Below are 19047 nucleotides of genomic sequence, written 5' to 3' on the forward strand. Positions count from 1 at the left end.
TTATAATTTGTGTTTCATCAATGAAGCAATCGTCTCAAAATACTCCTTTTCAGTTTCCAAATAAGTATTCATTGTAGCATTATAGTAATTAAGCTCAACAAAATACTCTAAAACAGATATTTGACCCAAAGATAATGCTTTATCTAATAATCTCATATTATCGTTTATAATGGTAGATTTTTGATAATCTTCTAAAATAGATTTTAGGTTTTCATACTTGCCGTAAAGCTGTTTGATTTCATAGTAATGCTCATTTTTATGGTCAGTTAAAGCCGTTTCGGTAAAAGAAATTTTTGCTTTTTGGAGTTTCACCGTGTTTTTACTTTCCCATAAAGGCAATGATATCCCAGTATGAATTCCGTTGTAGGTTTGACCTAAGATTCCCTGATAGTGATACCCTACTTCCATTTTAGGCAATGCCAACGCTTTACTGACTTCCAACTGTTTTTGACTGATTACCTTTTCCTGTTCCAAGAATTTGCGCTGAGGGTCGTTTTCTTCTATTTCCTTTTCTAAGGTTTCAAAGTCTGGAATAGCAGGAAAACCAAAGTAAACCGTATCGTTAAAAACAATATCGCTTCCGCCATTCAAACCTATTAACTTTTGATGAAGTTTTGCAATTTCGGACTGATTGTCCAGATACAGTTTTTTAATATCAATAAGTTGCACTTCGGCTTTGTTTACATCAAGGATGTTACCATCCCCGCTCTTCAGTCTTTTTCTGAAATTATCCAACCATTTCTCTGTTGCCTGTTTCCTTTGTGTCAATGGTATTTGCAATTTGTTTCTGAAGACCAACTCAATACAGATTTTCTTTGCTTCCAATAACAGATTTTGAGTAGCAATTTTCTGTTGGATATCTGTTTGTTGGATTTGTTGATTAGCTAACTGATTTTTCTTAGTATAAGCGGTCGGAAAATCAAAAGATTGACTAATTGTAATATCTGTTTGGTTTCCTGCATTGGCAGGGCTTCCTTTCAGATAGTCGTATTCCACAGTAGGATTGTAAAGCGAAATTCCTGTTTTGTATTGGATTTTTTGCGCTTCTGTGAATTTCTGATTAGCTTGAATGGTCTTATTATTTTTGCTGATTTCAGACAACACCTTATCAATCGATGATTGCGATTTTACTTGTGACGGAATAAGAGCGATTCCACATAAAACCACTAAAAATCTATATTTCATTTTGTTCTTTTTTACGGTTTGATAAATAGTATACCACTGGTACAATAAAAATATTCAAGAGTGTTGATGTTAACAGCCCCCCTAAAATAACTTTTGCCATAGGGCTTTGAATTTCGTTCCCAGGCAAATCACTTGCTATTGCCAAAGGAATCAAAGCCAGTCCAGCCGTTAATGCCGTCATCAAGATTGGGCTTAATCGGTCTTTGGACCCTTGGATAATGGTGTCATACAAGTTGTAACCTTCTTTTTCAAGTGTTTCGTAATGAGAAATCAGCAAAATACCGTTCCTTGTAGCAACTCCAAACAAGGTGATGAAACCGATAATCGCAGGAATACTCAAAATTCCGCTGGTAAAGTAAATACTGAAAACTCCACCAATCAATGCTAACGGAAGATTCAACAAGATAATCGATGCTGTTTTTACTTTCTTGAACTCATGGTACAGAATCATAAAAATAACCAAAATCGAAATTAACGAAGTCAGTACCAAAGTTTTTGATGCTTCGGCTTCGGCTTCAAATTGTCCCCCGTATTCAATATGATATTCTTCAGGAAGTTTTACTTTTTCATCGATTATTTTCTGAATGTCGGCAACCACGCTTTTTTGGTCTCGTCCAGCTACATTGGCAGACACAACAGTTTTACGTTGAACATTTTCACGGTTAATAGTGTTCGGTCCAGAAGTACTCACAATATCGGCCACATAATACAACGGCACTTTTGTACCATCTTTGGTATCAATCATAGCATTTTTGATATTCTCGATTTTGCCTTTGTTAGCATCATCAAAGCGAAGTATCAAATCGAAAGTTTTGTTTCCTTCGTAAATCTCAGATACTTTTTCGCCCGCAAAAGCCACATCAACAAATTCATTGAACTGACCAACGGTAATGCCGTAATGATTAAGCATGTCACGCTTGGCTTTGATTTGAATCTGCGGAATTTCTATTTGCTGTTCCACACTCAAATCAACCAATCCTTCTACCTTCTGAATCTCGTTTTTAACCTGATTGGAAAGTGTGTAAAGCTTATTCAAGTCAGTTCCGAAAATCTTAATGGCAATATTGGCCCTTGTTCCTGAAAGCATATGGTCGATACGGTGTCCGATAGGCTGACCAATGGTAATATTTGCCCCTGAAACTCCTGCTAATTTTTCCCGAACATCAGCCATGAATTCTTCCCGACTTCTTTCTTCCAAAGTAAAAGGTGCATCTATTTCAGCAGCGTTTACTCCTTGGGCATGTTCATCTAATTCCGCTCTACCAGTTCTTCGTGTGGTAACTTTTATTTCAGGAACAGAAAGCAATGCTTTTTCTACCTGTGTCCCAATTTTATTACTTTCATCAAGTGAAATCCCTGGCAAACTTACGGCACTGATAACCAGTGACCCTTCGTTGAATTCTGGTAAAAAACTTCGTCCCAATTGACTCATGGCTAACATAGCAATCAAAAACAATCCCCCTGCAACTAAAAGCACGGTTCGCTTCATTTCCATTGTTCGGGTTAATGCGTTAGTATAGATTCGTTGCAAATGTTCAACAAGCCAACTTTCTTTGTGTTGTTTTAACAGCATTTCATCATCTGTAAGCAAGTAACTCGCCAAAACAGGTGTAAGTGTTATGGACACGATTAACGAAGCAAACAAGGCAACTATGAAAGCGATTCCAAGTGGTGCCAACAATTTGCCTTCCATTCCAGATAGAAAGAACAACGGCAAAAAGGCTACGATGATAATAAAAGTAGCATTGATAACCGAACTTCTAATCTCAAAGGAACCATCGAAGATAACGGTAAGTTTATTTTTCCTCTCCGCTTCTGGTTTCAGTGCATTTTCTTTGAGTCGCTTGAATACATTCTCGACATCAATAATGGCATCATCCACTAAATCCCCGATAGCGATTGCCATACCCCCCAAACTCATCGTGTTGATGGTAAAACCTAACCATTTCAAAGTCAAAATGGCAACGATAAGTGAAATCGGAATTGCCAGTAATGAAATGAATGTTGCTCTCCAGTTCATCAGGAACAGGAATAAAATGATGATTACAAAAGCTGTTCCTTCCAAAAGGGTTTTTTGGATGTTGCTAATCGAAGCATTGATGAAATCTGCCTGACGGAAAATCTTTGTGTTGATATGTACATCCTTGGGCAAATTCTTCTGAATATCAGCAATAGCAGTATCAATATGGTCGGTTAATTCAAGCGTATTGGTTGCTGGCTGTTTCATCACAGTCATAATAACAGCTGGATTTCCTTTTAGCGAGCCATCCCCAATTTTTAAAGAAGCTCCGATTTTAATTTCGGCTACATCTTCAATTTTAACCGTGTTTCCATTCACCGTTTTGATAACCGATTTTCCAAGTTCATTAATGTCGGAAGTCCTACCAATACCTTTAACAATGTATTCATTGCTGTATTCGTTCATAAAGCCACCCGATGAATTACCGTTGGCTTCTTCACTGGCTTTAAGTAATTCGCTCAAAGAAACATTATAATAGTTCATTTTTTGCGGAGAAGCCAATATCTGAAATTGCTTGTATTCCCCACCAATAACCACTACTTGAGAAACTCCGCCAGTTGCCAACAATCTTGGTCGGATTGTCCAATCGGCAATGGTTCTTAAATCCATTTGTGAGGTTTTATCAGCGGTAACACTGACCAGCATGATTTCACCCATAATGGAAGACTGTGGTCCCATCGTTGGATTACCGACACCTTGCGGTAGTTTTTCGGCAACAGCCGTAATCTTCTCGTTTACTATCTGGCGAGCCTTGTAAATATCCGTATTCCATTCAAACTCAACCCAAACAATTGAGATACCTGCTGAAGATGAGGAACGCACCCTTCTTACATTGGTTGCGCCATTTACAGCAGTTTCGAGCGGGAAAGTAACCAGTTTTTCTACTTCTTCGGGAGCCATACCGTGAGCTTCGGTAAGTACTACAACCGTTGGAGCTGTCAAATCTGGAAAAACATCTACTTCCATCTTAGAAGCCACCACACCACCAAAAATGAGCAGTAAAACGGATGCTATCACTACAAAAAACCTGTTCTGTAGTGAAAAATTAATTATTCTGTTTAGCATGTGCTTTTCTTTTAGTGTTCATGGCCATGTGCTGGCATTGTTCCTGAAGCAGTAGCAAGTTTTATTTGATAAGCCCCTTTGGTAACTACTCTTTCATTTTCCTGAATTCCTGAAAGCAACTGAACTTCCTGACCATCGGAAGCTCCAAGTTTTACTTCTCTTTTCTGAAAACTTTCCCCTTCAGTTTGTACATACACATAGAAAGTTCCTTGTTCTTCAATTAGAGCCGAAACAGGTACAACTAAAGCATCAGGAATTGACGATGATTTTAAATACACTTCAACTACCGACCCTGAAATCAGTTGTCCCTGATTGTCGATTTCAAATGTTACTGGAATAAACGGAGCATTTGCCGAAGCACTTTTTCCGTAAGAGATTATTCTCCCGTTAAGATTCTTAGTATTGTAAACAATGTCACTTTGAGGTGTTTTAAAATTAGCGGAAGTAATTGAGGATAATCTGTTAAAATAATTCTGGGAAACATTTGCCTGAACAATAAGGTTTCTGTTTTTTGAAATGGTTGCCAACGGAGTTCCAGACTGCACAAATTGACCTTCGGTAACCAAAACATTTTTCACATATCCTGACATTGGAGATAAAACATTCTGACCTTTTGAGGTGTAGTTTTTAGCAACGGTATTGTAGGCAGTTTGGGCGTTTTCAAATTGAAGCTTTACTTGTTGGTGTTCCTTTTCGGAAACAATTTTATCTGCTACCAACAATTTTGAACGTTCGTAATCGGCTTTAGTTTTCATGTAGTTTGCCTTTGCTTCTTTTACAGCAGCATCAATGTTGCTTTCTGTGATATCACCACCAGCAATCGTAAAAAGTGTATTGCCATTATTTACAGTAGTTCCGACAAAAGTATTTTTACCAGAAAAAAGTACAACTCCGCTTGCTTTGGCAGTTACAATCATTTCATCACCTGGAGCAGCGAGTATTTGTCCGCTTGTTTTGATAACATCGTGAAACTCTTGCTTGGTAATGGCTTTATTGGCAAAATCTATTTTCCAAGCTTGTTCCTTTAAATACGATATGTCACCACCATCAGAATGCTTTGGTTGTTGCTCTAAGGCTACTTTTTCATTAGGATAGACAGTAACATCTTTAATTATAATTTTATCGGTGAAGTCTTTTGTTTTAATATCGAAAATCAAAGTGCCTTTTCCAGCCATTTTAGGCATTAATGCCAATCTGAAAATCCCAGGGGAACTTGGCTTGTCTGCTGAATTTCGTATACCTTCATTGCCAACGACCAAACTTACTGTCACGTTAGCCTCGGTTAATGCTTTAAAGTTTTCTCCTAAAACAGTAAAGTGTGCTGCAAACTTAGATGTCTGACCGACAACCAATGGCTTGAACTCTACAAACAATTCGGAATTATCAGTGTAAAGCGTATAGGCTAATGGCTCCAATGATGAGTCTTCTTTTGTATCTTCTTTTTTGTTACAACTTACCAAGCTCAAAACAAGTAAGGCAAGAAGTAGTATTTTATTATTAGTTCTCATATCATTTTTAGTTAAAGTATTCAGCCCACAATCAAAATAGGAAATGACTATGGGCTTTATACCAATTAATGTTGATGCTCTTCACCAGCGGCATGCTGATGGTCGTGAGCTTCTTGTGTTGATGTACTGTCACTGCCTACAGTAAATTCTTCCTGTGGAGCAGCAGTTTCTTCATGATTTTCATGTGTGGAACCATCTTCGTGTTGATGCGTTCCTTCAGCATGGTCATGACCATGTTCATCAGCCTTTTTGGTATTACAAGCTGTAAGCATTGCTAATACCGTCATTGAAAGCAATAATTTTCTCATTGGATTTGCTTTTAATAAAATGAATAAATATAAAAATGACCTATGGTGAAATAATGCCATAGGTGTCCTGTAATTCAGAAACTGAATAATTAACTAAAAAAAGAAGGGGGACCCCTGAAGGTGAGGGATTCTAGGTGAGGCGAAATAAAAACGAACGGCTCTTTAAAAGTCTTTATTGGTACTTCTGACACATTGAAAAAGACTTCTAAATCGATACCTGCTACATTTGTAATTATTGCCTGTAGATTATTGGTACATACAAAACGGACTTCTTCATCAAAATGCCCTTTTGTGAAATTATCTGAGTTGTGATTAAAATGCGAAAAGAAAAGTGCTATTCCGCTTTCTTGGGATTTTTCATCATGGTGATGATGGTGGTGATGTTGCCCGTCATGATTATGATGATGCTCAACCACATGGGAATGCGGGAAAAGGCTGTGTCCCAAATTAACGACACAGGCAATAAAAAACAAGAGTGTTATTGCAAGTCTTTTCAGCATGGTTGCAAAGGTAAATAAAAATGTTAAATACTACTCTCAATTAAATTAAGAGATTATTATTAGTCTTTAAGTTAAGAATAAAAGGGAAACTTTAGAACTTTTCAAAAACGCCCAATCCAAATAACGCAAAATCGTATTTTACGGGGTCGTTAGCATCTAGCAAGCGAAGGTTTGTATCCAATTCAAATAGCGCTTTGGCATCGTTTTGCTTACGATTTAGAAGCCCTAATTTTCTGGCTACATTTCCAGAATGTACGTCTAAAGGGCAGGAAAGTGAGGCAGGAGATATGCTTTTCCAAATCCCTAAATCCACGCCTTTATTATCTTGTCTACAATTCCACCTCAAATACATGTTGATGCGTTTTGCAGCGGAACCGTTCATGGGATCGGAAATGTGTTTTTCAGTTCGCGGCAAATGATTAATTTCAAAAAACGTTTTCTTGAACTCCGAAATGCTTTTCTGCATTGAATTCGATTCCTGGTATTTTGTAAAAACAGTTTCTAAACCGTTGTGGCTTTGATAAATGTGCTGCAGCCCTTTGATAAATCCAACAAAATCCTGACTGTTGAATGTCCGGTGCACAAAAGTGGAAAACCGCTCCAAATCGTTTTCGTTGTGAGACATGACAAAGTCATAAGGCGCATTTCCCATCAGATTCATCATCTTTTTGGCATTATTGATAATCATTTTGCGATTACCCCAGGCAATGGTAGCAGCCAGAAAACCCGCAATTTCGATATCTTCTTTTTGGGTAAACAAATGCGGAATCTGTATCGGATCACTTTCGATAAAATCCGGACGGTTGTATAATTCGACTTTTTCGTCGAGAAAAGATTTGAGCTCGTTTTGGTTCAAAATTTAGAGAATAGAAAATAGAAAATAGAGAATAGGAACTTTAACTCATGTTTTATACCTCAGAATTCATAACCTGCTTGGTTACTTCATTTCGGATATCTCCATCTACCATAATCAGTTTTCTGTCGGCCATATTTGCCAGCTCCTCATTGTGGGTCACGATAACAAATGTCTGTCCGAATTCGTCACGCAGTTTAAAAAACAACTGATGTAAATTTTCGGCGGAGTGGGTGTCTAGATTTCCGGAAGGCTCGTCGGCAAAAATAATGGCTGGCTTGTTGATTAAGGCTCTGGCAACCGCCACACGTTGTTGTTCACCCCCCGAAAGTTCTCCGGGTTTATGGTCATAACGATGGGATAATCCTAAATAATCCAATAATCGTTTTGCTTCCGTTTCGGTTTCCTTTTTATCTTTTCCGGCGATGAAGGCTGGAATACAAACGTTTTCAAGAGCTGTAAATTCCGGTAAAAGCTGATGAAACTGAAAAATGAATCCCAATTGTAAATTACGGAATTTGGACAGGGCTTTGTCATTCATCTTCAAAATATCTTCACCGTTGATAAACAGTTCCGTGTTTTTTTCCGAAGAAGGTTTGTCCAATGTACCCATAATCTGTAATAATGTGGTTTTTCCGGCACCGGAAGCACCAACAATAGAAACAATCTCGCCTTTCTGAATATGAAGGTTAACGCCTTTTAATACGTGAAGTTTATCGAAATATTTATGAATGTTTCTGGCCTTAATCATGGTGTTCGTTTTGACAAAGAAACAAATTAAATGACTAAAATTAAATCTGAAGTGGCATAAAATGCGTAGATGAAGTAATAAAGTTTCGTTAAAGAAAAATTAATGTTTAATTATTTAGTATATTTGTTAAACAAAATAATGATCATGAAGAATTTATTTTTTTGTTATTTAGCTACCATTGCTTTCGCGTGTGAAGCCAAAGGAAATAAAAGCAAAGCGGATATGGAAATACAAACTATGGGTACAGAAAATCAGAAATCGGTAAAGGCTACGTTTGCGGGAGGTTGTTTTTGGTGTACGGAAGCACTTTTTTTAGAAATAAAAGGGGTTGAAAAAGTTGTGCCGGGATATACTGGAGGTAAAGTTGTGAATCCAACCTACGAAGAAGTATGTGAAGGGACAACAGGCCATGCCGAGGCTATTGAAATCACCTACAATCCCGAATTGATTTCCTATGAGGATTTGTTGGAAGTGTTTTTCGGAACTCACGATCCAACGACTTTAAACCGACAGGGAGCCGATGTGGGGACGCAATACCGAAGCGAAATTTTTTACCATTCTGAAGCACAGAAAAAGGCGGCCGAAAATTTCATTGACTTGCTGAATACACAGAATTTTTATGGAAAAAAAGTAGTGACAAAAATTTCTCCTGCCGTGAGATTTTATGTTGCCGAAGAGTATCATAAGAATTATTACAACCGAAATAAGAATCAGGGGTATTGCATGGCGGTTATCGCCCCGAAGTTGGATAAATTGAAAAAGAACTACCAATCGAAACTTAAAAACTAATTCCAAACATCACCCTTTCCATGGAAAACCAAACAGAAAAAGAACTTTTTGAAATCATTGGTGACGATCATCAGATGACTTCTATTGAAACGCCCCTTCGACCGGACGCTTTCCTTAAATCCGATGAAGAGAAAATGGTGGTGATCGAACAGCATTTCAAAGCAATTATGGAAGCGTTGGGTTTGGATTTAACCGATGACAGTTTGATGGGAACACCGCATCGTGTGGCAAAAATGTACGTTCAGGAAATATTCAGTGGCCTGCATCCGGACAACCGTCCAAAGATGTCGGTTTTCGATAACAGTTATAACTATGACAAAATGCTGGTGGAGGCAAACATCCATTTTAATTCCACTTGCGAACATCATTTTTTACCCATCATCGGAAAAGCCCATATTGCTTATGTTTCCGGAGGTAAAGTGATTGGGTTGTCAAAATTAAACCGTATCGTGGATTATTTTGCCCGTCGCCCGCAGGTGCAGGAGCGCATGACCATTCAGATCTATAACGAATTGTGTGAAGTTTTACATACCGAAGATGTGATTGTGGTTCTTGAAGCCTCCCATCTTTGTGTTTCAAGTCGCGGAATCAAAGATATATCGAGTTATACAACGACTTTGCAGTATGGTGGTGTGTTTGAAGAAAAGGAAATGCGAAACGATTTCTTTAATTTGTTGAAGAAAGAACAATAATTGGCATTGATTTTGAAGTGATTATCATACTAAAAGCTGTAATGATGTCACAAGAAATCGCGGTACAAACTTCCGAATCCAAAAAAACAAAGCACTTGATTTTAAGTCTGCTTTTTGATGCCATTGGTTATCTCTCTTACGGAATTCCGTTTGTGGCCGAACTAACCGATGTGGTGTGGGCACCATTAGCGGGTTTTCTTCTTGCAAGAATGTATAAAGGTACCGTGGGAACTGTGGGTGGATTAACGGTTTTTGTGGAAGAGTTGCTTCCCGGACTGGATTTCATACCAACCTTTACAATTACGTGGATTTATACTTACCTGATTAAGAAGGAAAAATAGAAAATAGAAAATAGAAAATAGAAAAGAAAGGGGCTAGTATTAAGCTCCTTTTTTATTTCCGAAAGCATCCGCGATAAATCCCAATTTCATACCGCGCAGCATTTTGAAAACAAAATTTTTAAAGAAAACGTGCTGTCCGAAAATCGTACCGATGGTTACCAGAAGCACTTTGTAAACCGGAAAAACAATCAGGACATACAAGGTCCAGTATAAAACCGGATGAAGATTGTCTTTGGTAATTCCGAATGTCTCTAAAATTGGTTTTGAAAGATAGGAAGCCGTGGTTCCCGTAATGGCGAAAACGACAAATATGATTGCCATTTGCCAATTGCTGTTTATTCCCCAACGCTGTTTTAAGTTTGCCATTTTCCCTAAATATGGTCAAAAATACAAATTATGGTCGAGGCGTAAAACCTCCCAGACGAATATTATTTTTTATTTGAAAATAGACCAGATAATTGTAGATTAGGTAATTCACTTCATAACCGTAATCGATACCGTTTTGGTAATTTACTTCCATAAGAAACAGCTCCCTGTCTCTGCTGTTTTTTGGGGAACGTGCCCGGTTATTCCATTCGATTATCCAGGGGATGTTTCTGCTTTCCAGATGGGATTGAGTATAATAACCGCGTGGTCTTGCGGTTGATTGTAACCAGGAATTGAAACCGGGATCGATGATGGTAACCTCATATTCCAATTCTTTGTTAACAATTCGCACGGTATCACTCAGGGTTTTATCAGTCTTGTTTTCCGCCATCGGTTTTGTAGTGGATTTGCAACTGAAGAGCAATGCGGTAAACATTACGATTGCTATGGGAATATAATTTTTCATCGCACTGATTTTTCTTATAAAGTTACTGAAATTCAATCGGATTTTGGTTTGTTTTAAATAAAAAAGCCAAACATTGCTGCTTGGCTTAGTAAGAATAGTAATTGTTTTATTTTCCGAAAAGTTTTCCGAGCAAGCCGCCTAAAAAACCGCCGCTTTTTCCTGAAAGGGCTGCAGTGGCATCATTCATGTCTACTTTTCCGTCTTTATTCTGATCCAAACCAAATTGTCCGCCATATTTGGAAACGGCATCCATCAGACCGGAATTGCCACCGATTGAATTCACAATATCCGAAACATTAAAACCGGGCTGATTGGGGTCGTTCGCTTTACCGATTAATGAACCCAATACTTTCGGAATCATGCTTCCTGCAACTCCTGAAGCGGCATCACTGCTCAAACCAAACTTCTGACCCAAATTTCCTGAAAGTTGATCGGTCAGCTGTTTTACAACAGGATTCGATGCGTCAATATTTCCGCCTTTTAATAATCCGGCAATGTCGTTCACATTACCCTGGGCCACCATATTTTTCAATCCGGACAGGATACTGTTTCCGGTCTCGTTCATTACGGCTTCATTTTGTTCGTTTGGAACCGACTGATTGTTAACAATAGCCTCACCACCAAATTGTTTGACTAATTCTGATATCTGATCTAACATTGGAAAAATATTTAAGGTTGAATATCAAATTTAAGCAAAAAAATGGTTACAAAATTTACTTTTCGGTTTTTAACAGACTGATAATTTGTTCCGCAAGTTCAGTTCCGATTCGGTCCTGTGCTTCTAAAGTGGCAGCACCAATATGCGGAGTCATGGAAATCTTCGGATTCATCAAAACCTGAATGGCCGGAGTGGGTTCTTCTTCAAAAACATCCAAACCTGCAAAACGTATTTTCCCTTCCTCCAAAGCATCAATCAGAGCCACTTCATCGATAACGCCGCCACGGGCACAGTTTACGATTCCCACACCGTCTTTCATCATGTTGATTTCTTCTTTTCCGATAACGTAACCGTCCTGAGCCGGAACGTGAAGGGTAATAAAATCGGAATGTTTCAGAATGTCTTCCATCGGTTCGGTTTCGATATCCACGTTGATGAATTGTCCGTTGTAGAAATCTACTTTTATGGTAGCTTCATCCACATATTTGTCTGAAGCCAATACTTTCATACCCAACCCCAAAGCCATTCTTGCCACCTCACGACCAATACGTCCGAAACCAATGATTCCGATAGTTTTTCCGCGAAGTTCAATACCGTCAGCATACGCTTTTTTAAGGCTGTTGAATTGCGAATCTCCGTCTAAAGGCATGTTTCTGTTGGCATCGTGTAAAAAACGGGCTCCGGAGAACAAATGCGCGAAAACCAATTCCGCTACCGATTCTGAAGAAGAAGCTGGGGTATTGATTACGTGAATTCCTTTTTCGACAGCATATTTTACATCAATATTATCCATTCCCACACCACCGCGACCGATGATTTTTAAAGACGGACAATTGTCGATAATATTCTGACGTACTTTGGTTGCACTGCGGACCAAAATTACACTTACATTATTGGTATTGATATAATTGGCTACCTGTTCCTGAGCCACTTTGGTGGTTATAACTTCAAATCCGGCTTTTTCCAAAGCAGCTATTCCGCTTTGTGAAAGTCCGTCGTTTGCTAATACTTTCATTTTATTTTGTCATTGTGAGGAACGAAGCAATCTCGACCTCATATTTTATAATAGGCTAAATACTTTTTTCTAATTCTTTCATTATATCGACTAAAACCTGAACGCTTTCAATCGGCAAGGCATTGTACATTGAAGCGCGGTAACCACCCACGGAACGGTGTCCGTTAATTCCTGAAATTCCGGCTGCTTTCCACATCGAATCGAATTTTTCTTTGTGACTTTCATCAACCAGTAGGAAAGTCGCATTCATGTTGGAACGGTCTTCTTTTACGGTTGTGCCTTTGAATAATGGGTTTCTGTCGATTTCGTTGTATATCAATTGGGCTTTGGCTTCGTTTAGTTTTTCGATAGCCGCAATTCCACCAAGGTTTTTCAACCATTGCATTGTTAAAAGAGAGGTGTACACCGCAAAAACCGGTGGTGTATTGTACATACTTTCTTTATCAATGTGTTGCTGATAGTTCATGATGTTCGGAATGGCTCTTCCGGTTTTACCAAGAATTTCTTCTTTAACTACGATAAGCGTAACACCTGCAGGACCCATGTTTTTCTGAGCACCGGCGTAAATCAAATCGAATTTTGAAAAATCAAGAGTACGAGAAAAAATATCCGAACTCATATCGCAAACTACAGGAACATTCGTTTCCGGAAAACTTTTCATTTGTGTTCCGAAAATGGTATTGTTACTCGTGCAGTGGAAATAATCGGCATCTTCCGGAATAGCATATCCTGTTGGAATATGGTTGTAATTCTCCGGTTTGGAAGAAGCTACAACCACGGTTTCTCCAAAAGCTTTGGCTTCTTTGATGGCTCCGCTTGCCCAGGTTCCTGTGTCTAAATACGCCGCTTTTCCGTCCACTCTCATCAGATTGTACGGAATTCGTAAAAACTCCATGCTCGCACCTCCTTGTAAAAACAATGCCTGATAGCCTTTTCCGGTTAAGCCTAAAAGGTCCAAAGCCAAAGCCCGGGCCTCTTCCATAACGGCAACAAATGCTTTATCTCTGTGGGAAATCTCCAAAAGGGACAATCCCATGTCGTTAAAATTTAAAACGGCCTGTGCTGCTTTTTCAAATACTTCTTGAGGTAAAATGCACGGACCGGCACTGAAATTATGTTTTTTCATTACTTAATCTTTAAAAACCTGAATTACTACTTCTTTTTCTACCAAGTCGGTAAATTTCCCTGTATAACGGGTTGCTTTTACCAAATGATTGTCAATCCAATGGTAATTTCCGCCACGCGGTTTTCCAACTAAAAGGCTGTGAAATTTGAATCCGTGTTTGTTAAGCCATTCTAAGGTTACTTCACGGTGTTCTTCGGTTCTGGAGGTAAAAAAGCAAATCTGATGGCCTTCGTCGTACCATTTGTTAATGGTTTCCAAGGCGTCGGGAAACGGTTCGCAGGTTGCCATTCTTTCGGGTTGTTCGTTGGGAACATCTTCCGTGATTGTACCGTCAATGTCAATGAGGTAATTCTTAATCCCGTCTTTTAAAACCGGACTAATGTTGTCTTTGTGTTCTAATTGCATTATGTTGTGTGTTTAATGCAAGCAAATTTCCAAAAAAAAAATGACTTCAGCGGCAAAAAAATGCGAAAGGGACGATTAATATCGTTTTAGGGATTTAAAGCTATATTTTTAATAAAAATGAAATGGTATCGACGTTATCGGCATAATCCCATAATTTCGGTTTTTGCGATGAACCGAACGGAATACTGTGATTAATTAAATTATTGGACACGATGCACTGTATTTTTTCAGAATCTTCTAACAGTTTGGTTTTTACAGTCTCTAAATCATCGTAAAATTCATAGAATACGGATGAAATGGGAGAAGCATAGCTTGAGTCTTCTTTTAAGGTCAAAAACTCATTATCCAGAAGTTGGAACAGGCTCATTAAGAAAACCGCTTTGTTGTAATCGTAGTTGTTGGCGTATTTTTCATAGTGAATGATATCGCCGTATTGATAAATCGCTTCAAAAAACAGTTTGAAATCGTAACCCCTCGGAACAAACAGTTTGGAAACATTGCGACAACCCAATCCGAAATAACGAAAAATATCTTCACCCAAACCGACTAAATCTTCTTTGGATTCCTTTCCGTTCAAAACCGCCACCGAATTTCTGTTTTTGCGGATGATACTTGGCTTCTCCTTAAAATAATATTCGAAATAACGCGCGGTGTTGTTGCTTCCGGTGGCAATTACGGCATCAAAATTTTCGAGTTTGCCTTCCGCAAAAGTGATGCGTTCGGCCAACTTAGGTTCCACGGCAATGAGATATTCGGCTAAAAAAGGTAAAAGTTTCTGATCGTTCGAGGATGTTTTTATCAGTACATTATGTCCCGAAATCAACACCGATAAAAAATCGTGAAAACCAACCAGCGGAATATTTCCGGCCAGAATCAATCCGACTGTTTTTGGCTGAACATCCGAAAAATCATATTCGGATAACCATTGGTTCAGGTTTTCTTCCGTTAAGGCTTCTGCCCAGGAATTGATGGAAAAATGAACCTGTTCCGGCGTAAACCAGCCGTTGTGACTTTGTGATAAGGCAATCAAATCCAAAAACCTGTCGAAAAACAAATCATTATAGAATACGCTTTCTTTTTTAGCGGAAGTATCCAATGAGAATTGGCTTAAAAACTGACCTAAAGCAATAAAAGCTATTTTTTTCTGATTGAGGTTCATATAATTTGTTTATGAAAGGTTTTGATTGTAATTTTGTGCAAATTTACAGCTAAAAATTAATATACGCTATGGCAATCATTATAACTGACGAATGTATTAACTGTGGGGCTTGTGAGCCGGAGTGTCCTAATACCGCAATTTATGAGGGTGCTGACGACTGGAGATATAAAGACGGAACGAAATTATCCGGGAAAATAATACTTCCGGATGGCACCGAAGTAGATGCTGATGCCGCTCAAACTCCAATTTCAGATGATATTTATTATATCGTACCCGGAAAATGTACCGAATGTAAAGGTTTCCATGAAGAGCCGCAATGTGCTGCCGTTTGTCCGGTAGATTGTTGTGTGCCGGATGACAATCACGTTGAAAGTGATGAAACCCTGCTAAACAGGCAAGCTTTTTTACATAACGAATAAAAAAAAATCCCGAGCGTGACTCGGGATTTTTTTTTTGAAATTTTTATTTGACGAGATTGAATTTTTCAACAATCATTTTGTCATTCTTTTCGTCATAGGTTTCCAAAACAAGATTTCCGTCTTTATCGAAATGACCTACCGACACTTTGCCTCTATTTACATAAATATAATTGTCGTTTGAAGTTTTTCTTAATAATGCCGGTTTTTTAGTGTTTGGCAACATCACCGAATATCCGGATTTATCTATTGCTACCTGATATTTGGTTCCGTTTGGACCCAAGTAATATGCAGAACGGTCAACATCAACAGTTCTTGTAACACCATCAACGGTAACTTCGGTTGTAGCGGTCACCTTAACCGGAGTTTCTTCCATTTCCTTGTTTATTTTTTTTGATTCGGCATCTTTAAGTTCAATATCCTGAACTTCCCGAATTTTTTCTTTTTTAACGATTTTTTTCTCGCCATCTGAATCCTTAATGGTTGTAGTGGTGGTTTTCACTTCTTGTTGAACATTTGTGTTCTGCGCAAAAGAGTTTGCTGAAAATACTATAGCCAATAATCCTAGAAATACAGTTTTCATAATTTAATTGTTTAAAAATTAATACATTACAAATTTACTTTAAATATTCAGGCCCTTATTATACAATTACCCTTTAAAATTATATTATTTACATGTTTAGCGTGAATTGACGGGGTTGTCAAACAGAATCCTTGCGATTCTCAGTTTTATACTTGCGAATAATAAACTATATTTGCACGCCCGAAATTTTGGGAGATAACAGATTTGCGAATTATTGATCGGACAGCCGATTGTAAACTTATAGAAAATGAAAGCAGGAATTGTAGGATTGCCAAACGTAGGGAAATCAACCTTGTTCAATTGTTTATCCAATGCCAAAGCGCAGAGTGCGAACTTTCCGTTTTGCACTATCGAACCGAATATTGGTGTGGTAAATGTTCCCGATCCAAGAATCAACCGTTTGGAAGAATTGGTAAAACCGGAGCGTGTTCAAATGGCCACCGTGGATATCGTGGATATTGCCGGTTTGGTAAAAGGAGCCAGTAAAGGGGAAGGTTTAGGGAATCAATTTCTTGGAAACATCAGAGAATGTAACGCGATCATTCACGTTTTACGTTGTTTTGATAACGATAATATTGTACACGTTGATGGTAATGTAAACCCGATTCGCGATAAAGAAACCATCGACATCGAATTGCAGTTGAAAGACCTGGAAACGGTAGACAAGCGTTTGGAAAAAGTAAACCGTGCCGCTAAAACCGGAAATAAAGAAGCTCAGGCTGAAAAAGCATTGTTGGACCGAATCCGAGAAGCATTAATGCAGGCGAAATCGGCGCGTACCGTAATTCCTCAGAATCAGGATGAAACCGATTTGATGGAAGATTTCCAATTGATTACTACAAAACCGGTATTGTATGTTTGTAATGTTGACGAAGCTTCGGCGGTTAACGGAAACAAATATGTAGATATGGTTCGTGAATTGGTAAAAGACGAACAGGCAGAAGTAATTGTACTTTCAGTAGGGGCAGAAGCGGATATTACCGAATTGGAAAGCTATGAAGAACGTCAGGTATTCCTTGAGGATATGGGGTTAACAGAACCGGGTTCTGCCGTATTGATTCGTGCGGCTTATAAATTGTTAAACTTGCAAACGTATTTTACGGCAGGAGTTAAAGAAGTTCGTGCGTGGACTATTAAAATTGGCGATACTGCACCAAAAGCAGCTGGAGTAATCCACACCGATTTCGAAAAAGGATTCATTCGTGCGGAAGTAATCGCTTTTGAGGATTTCTCAAATTTCGGTTCCGAAGCAAAAGTGAAAGAAGCCGGAAAATTAAGAGTGGAAGGAAAAGAATATATCGTTAAAGACGGCGATGTGATGCATTTCCGATTTAACGTGTAATCGTTCACAACAAAATAGCGAAAAGCGAGGCAGTACTGTTTCGCTTTTTTTTGTACTTTTAATAGCAACAAAACACAGGAAATCATGAAAATTGTAGCATTCGGAGGAAGTAACAGCAGAAATTCCATCAACAAAAAACTGGCAACCTATGTTTCCCATTTGTTTGAAAACTGCGAAGTGGAAGTATTGGATTTAAACGATTTTGCCATCCCGCTTTTCAGTGTCGATTTGGAAAAGGAAATCGGACAACCGTTAGAGGCCAAAGATTTTCTGGACAAGATTGCTACTGCGGATGTGTTGGTGATTTCCATGGCGGAAAACAACAGCAATTATACGGCAGCTTTTAAAAGCCTGTTTGATTGGGCTTCCAGAATAAACGTGAAAGTGTTTCAGCAAAAACCAATGCTGTTAATGGCTACTTCACCAGGAGCCAGAGGTGGTGGCAACGTACTTGAAATCGCGAAAAATGCTTTCCCCCGTTACGGCGCCGACATTAAAGCTACTTTTTCATTGCCAAGTTTCAATGATAATTTCGATTTGGAACACAATAAAATATCAAATCCTGAATTCGACAATCAGATAAAAGAAATCGTGAAAAATTTTGTGGTCAAAACGTTTTTGGCCTAAAAATTGTATTTGGATGCTATATCTGAAATCAATTTATAAGCATCAGAATGAAAGTAGTGAAAAAAGGGTTTAAAGTGTTGCTGTGGTTCATTTCAGGAATCGTGGGTTTTCTCTTGTTGTATGTGATTTCAGTGTTGTTGATTTCCAGAATTGCTGTTAACTCCGAAATACTTCAAGATAGCAAGGAAATTGAAATCTACATCTTATCGAATGGAGTACATACCGATATTGTACTTCCCGTAAAATCTCAGGTAATTGATTGGTCTGAAAAAGTAAAATTCCAACACACCAAGGCTGGTAATGCAGCAGCAAAATACCTGGCTTTTGGTTGGGGCGACAAAGGGTTTTACCTGAATACGCCAACTTGGGCCGATTTAAAATTTTCCACTGCCATTAATGCGGCTTCCGGGTTGAGTACTTCGGCGATGCATTGCACTTTTTATGGAAAAATGGAGGAAGATGCACAGTGTAAAAAAATCAACATTACAAAAGAACAATATCAGAAACTGGTAGCGTTTATCCAAAATTCCTTCCAAATGGAGAACGAGCAAATCATTAAAATCGAAACCGATGCGGTCTATGGAAATCACGACGTTTTCTATGAGGCAAAAGGCAGTTACAATCTGTTTTATACTTGTAATACCTGGACTAATAACGCGTTAAAAGCAGCCAGTCAGAAAGCCAGTTTGTGGACCGTTTACGACAAAGGAATCCTGTATCATTATCAGTGAATTCAAGTAGAAAATATAAATTTAAAGTGATGGATAGTCAGAAATCTAGTGTTTAAGGACCTTTTTTTCACCCTCTTTCTTCTTTTCTCTTCTCCCTGTTTTTTTTTCATAATTTAGAACTCCTAACTATTTCATTTCATT

Annotated in this window: 22 protein-coding genes; 7 read left to right on the top strand and 15 right to left on the bottom strand. The window is 38.4% G+C overall.

Going from position 1 to position 19047, the window contains the following annotated elements:
* From BLQ05_RS10295 to BLQ05_RS10325, 7 genes are all read right to left on the bottom strand, one after another.
* Entirely contained in the window at nt 1-1185 is a 1185-nt protein-coding gene (locus BLQ05_RS10295; RefSeq protein WP_035654131.1) for a TolC family protein, read from the bottom strand.
* Nucleotides 1175-4270 (bottom strand): efflux RND transporter permease subunit, encoded by a 3096-nt coding sequence (locus tag BLQ05_RS10300; protein ID WP_023575798.1) that lies wholly within the window; start codon nt 4268-4270, stop codon nt 1175-1177. Before BLQ05_RS10300 ends, BLQ05_RS10295 begins: the two co-directional genes overlap by 11 nt.
* 11 nt (nt 4271-4281) lie before the next feature.
* On the bottom strand, nt 4282-5778 hold the full coding sequence (locus tag BLQ05_RS10305; protein ID WP_023575799.1) for an efflux RND transporter periplasmic adaptor subunit: 1497 nt from the start codon (nt 5776-5778) through the stop codon (nt 4282-4284).
* A 65-nt stretch (nt 5779-5843) separates the two neighbouring features.
* Nucleotides 5844-6146, bottom strand: coding sequence for a hypothetical protein (locus BLQ05_RS10310; RefSeq protein WP_051365729.1), 303 nt, complete (start codon nt 6144-6146; stop codon nt 5844-5846).
* 29 nt (nt 6147-6175) lie between these two features.
* Complete coding sequence (locus BLQ05_RS13735) at nt 6176-6586, bottom strand: hypothetical protein (protein ID WP_143000944.1); 411 nt, start codon at nt 6584-6586, stop codon at nt 6176-6178.
* A 91-nt stretch (nt 6587-6677) separates the two neighbouring features.
* On the bottom strand, nt 6678-7442 hold the full coding sequence (locus tag BLQ05_RS10320) for a TIGR02757 family protein (RefSeq protein ID WP_023575802.1): 765 nt from the start codon (nt 7440-7442) through the stop codon (nt 6678-6680).
* A gap of 52 nt (nt 7443-7494) precedes the next feature.
* Nucleotides 7495-8190 carry an ABC transporter ATP-binding protein gene (locus BLQ05_RS10325; RefSeq protein WP_023575803.1) on the bottom strand — a complete coding sequence of 232 codons (696 nt, stop codon included), beginning with the start codon at nt 8188-8190 and terminating at the stop codon, nt 7495-7497.
* A gap of 222 nt (nt 8191-8412) precedes the next feature.
* Here BLQ05_RS10325 and msrA point away from each other — a divergent pair, with 222 nt between their 5' ends.
* From msrA to BLQ05_RS10340, 3 genes are read left to right on the top strand one after another with little or no spacing between them, the layout of a single operon-like run.
* Entirely contained in the window at nt 8413-8979 is a 567-nt protein-coding gene (gene msrA, locus BLQ05_RS10330) for a peptide-methionine (S)-S-oxide reductase MsrA (RefSeq protein WP_394359135.1), read from the top strand.
* A 20-nt stretch (nt 8980-8999) separates the two neighbouring features.
* A complete protein-coding gene (gene folE, locus BLQ05_RS10335) occupies nt 9000-9671 on the top strand; it encodes a GTP cyclohydrolase I FolE (protein ID WP_023575805.1) in 672 nt (223 codons plus the stop codon).
* A 44-nt stretch (nt 9672-9715) separates the two neighbouring features.
* A complete protein-coding gene (locus tag BLQ05_RS10340; protein ID WP_035654134.1) occupies nt 9716-10012 on the top strand; it encodes a hypothetical protein in 297 nt (98 codons plus the stop codon).
* Nucleotides 10013-10051: 39 nt separating this feature from the next.
* Here the strand turns inward: BLQ05_RS10340 and BLQ05_RS10345 are convergent, their stop codons facing one another.
* From BLQ05_RS10345 to BLQ05_RS10375, 7 genes are all read right to left on the bottom strand, one after another.
* On the bottom strand, nt 10052-10378 hold the full coding sequence (locus BLQ05_RS10345) for a DUF6787 family protein (RefSeq protein WP_023575807.1): 327 nt from the start codon (nt 10376-10378) through the stop codon (nt 10052-10054).
* A gap of 28 nt (nt 10379-10406) precedes the next feature.
* Nucleotides 10407-10844: a DUF6146 family protein gene (locus BLQ05_RS10350; RefSeq protein WP_035654136.1), complete on the bottom strand. Its 438-nt coding sequence runs from the start codon at nt 10842-10844 to the stop codon at nt 10407-10409.
* Between the two features lie 106 nt (nt 10845-10950).
* The gene (locus BLQ05_RS10355; RefSeq protein WP_023575809.1) at nt 10951-11502 is read right to left on the bottom strand and encodes a hypothetical protein; all 552 of its coding nucleotides are present in this window, start codon (nt 11500-11502) and stop codon (nt 10951-10953) included.
* 55 nt (nt 11503-11557) lie between these two features.
* Entirely contained in the window at nt 11558-12517 is a 960-nt protein-coding gene (locus tag BLQ05_RS10360) for a D-2-hydroxyacid dehydrogenase (protein WP_023575810.1), read from the bottom strand.
* A gap of 55 nt (nt 12518-12572) precedes the next feature.
* Nucleotides 12573-13643, bottom strand: coding sequence for a 3-phosphoserine/phosphohydroxythreonine transaminase (gene serC / locus BLQ05_RS10365; RefSeq protein ID WP_023575811.1), 1071 nt, complete (start codon nt 13641-13643; stop codon nt 12573-12575).
* A 3-nt stretch (nt 13644-13646) separates the two neighbouring features.
* The gene (locus BLQ05_RS10370) at nt 13647-14048 is read right to left on the bottom strand and encodes an LNS2 domain-containing protein (RefSeq protein ID WP_023571913.1); all 402 of its coding nucleotides are present in this window, start codon (nt 14046-14048) and stop codon (nt 13647-13649) included.
* Between the two features lie 100 nt (nt 14049-14148).
* Nucleotides 14149-15207, bottom strand: coding sequence for an acyl-CoA reductase (locus BLQ05_RS10375; protein ID WP_023575812.1), 1059 nt, complete (start codon nt 15205-15207; stop codon nt 14149-14151).
* A 68-nt stretch (nt 15208-15275) separates the two neighbouring features.
* Here BLQ05_RS10375 and BLQ05_RS10380 point away from each other — a divergent pair, with 68 nt between their 5' ends.
* Nucleotides 15276-15626, top strand: coding sequence for a 4Fe-4S dicluster domain-containing protein (locus BLQ05_RS10380; RefSeq protein ID WP_023575813.1), 351 nt, complete (start codon nt 15276-15278; stop codon nt 15624-15626).
* Nucleotides 15627-15669: 43 nt separating this feature from the next.
* Here the strand turns inward: BLQ05_RS10380 and BLQ05_RS10385 are convergent, their stop codons facing one another.
* The gene (locus BLQ05_RS10385; protein ID WP_023575814.1) at nt 15670-16206 is read right to left on the bottom strand and encodes a hypothetical protein; all 537 of its coding nucleotides are present in this window, start codon (nt 16204-16206) and stop codon (nt 15670-15672) included.
* 247 nt (nt 16207-16453) lie between these two features.
* Here BLQ05_RS10385 and ychF point away from each other — a divergent pair, with 247 nt between their 5' ends.
* From ychF to BLQ05_RS10400, 3 genes are all read left to right on the top strand, one after another.
* Entirely contained in the window at nt 16454-17548 is a 1095-nt protein-coding gene (ychF, locus tag BLQ05_RS10390; protein WP_023575815.1) for a redox-regulated ATPase YchF, read from the top strand.
* A gap of 84 nt (nt 17549-17632) precedes the next feature.
* Nucleotides 17633-18175 carry an NADPH-dependent FMN reductase gene (locus tag BLQ05_RS10395; protein WP_023575816.1) on the top strand — a complete coding sequence of 181 codons (543 nt, stop codon included), beginning with the start codon at nt 17633-17635 and terminating at the stop codon, nt 18173-18175.
* A gap of 47 nt (nt 18176-18222) precedes the next feature.
* Nucleotides 18223-18906 (top strand): TIGR02117 family protein, encoded by a 684-nt coding sequence (locus BLQ05_RS10400; protein ID WP_023575817.1) that lies wholly within the window; start codon nt 18223-18225, stop codon nt 18904-18906.
* Nucleotides 18907-19047: the final 141 nt, after the last annotated feature.

It is taken from the genome of Flavobacterium saliperosum, assembly GCF_900100625.1.
GTDB classification, from domain to species: domain Bacteria; phylum Bacteroidota; class Bacteroidia; order Flavobacteriales; family Flavobacteriaceae; genus Flavobacterium; species Flavobacterium saliperosum.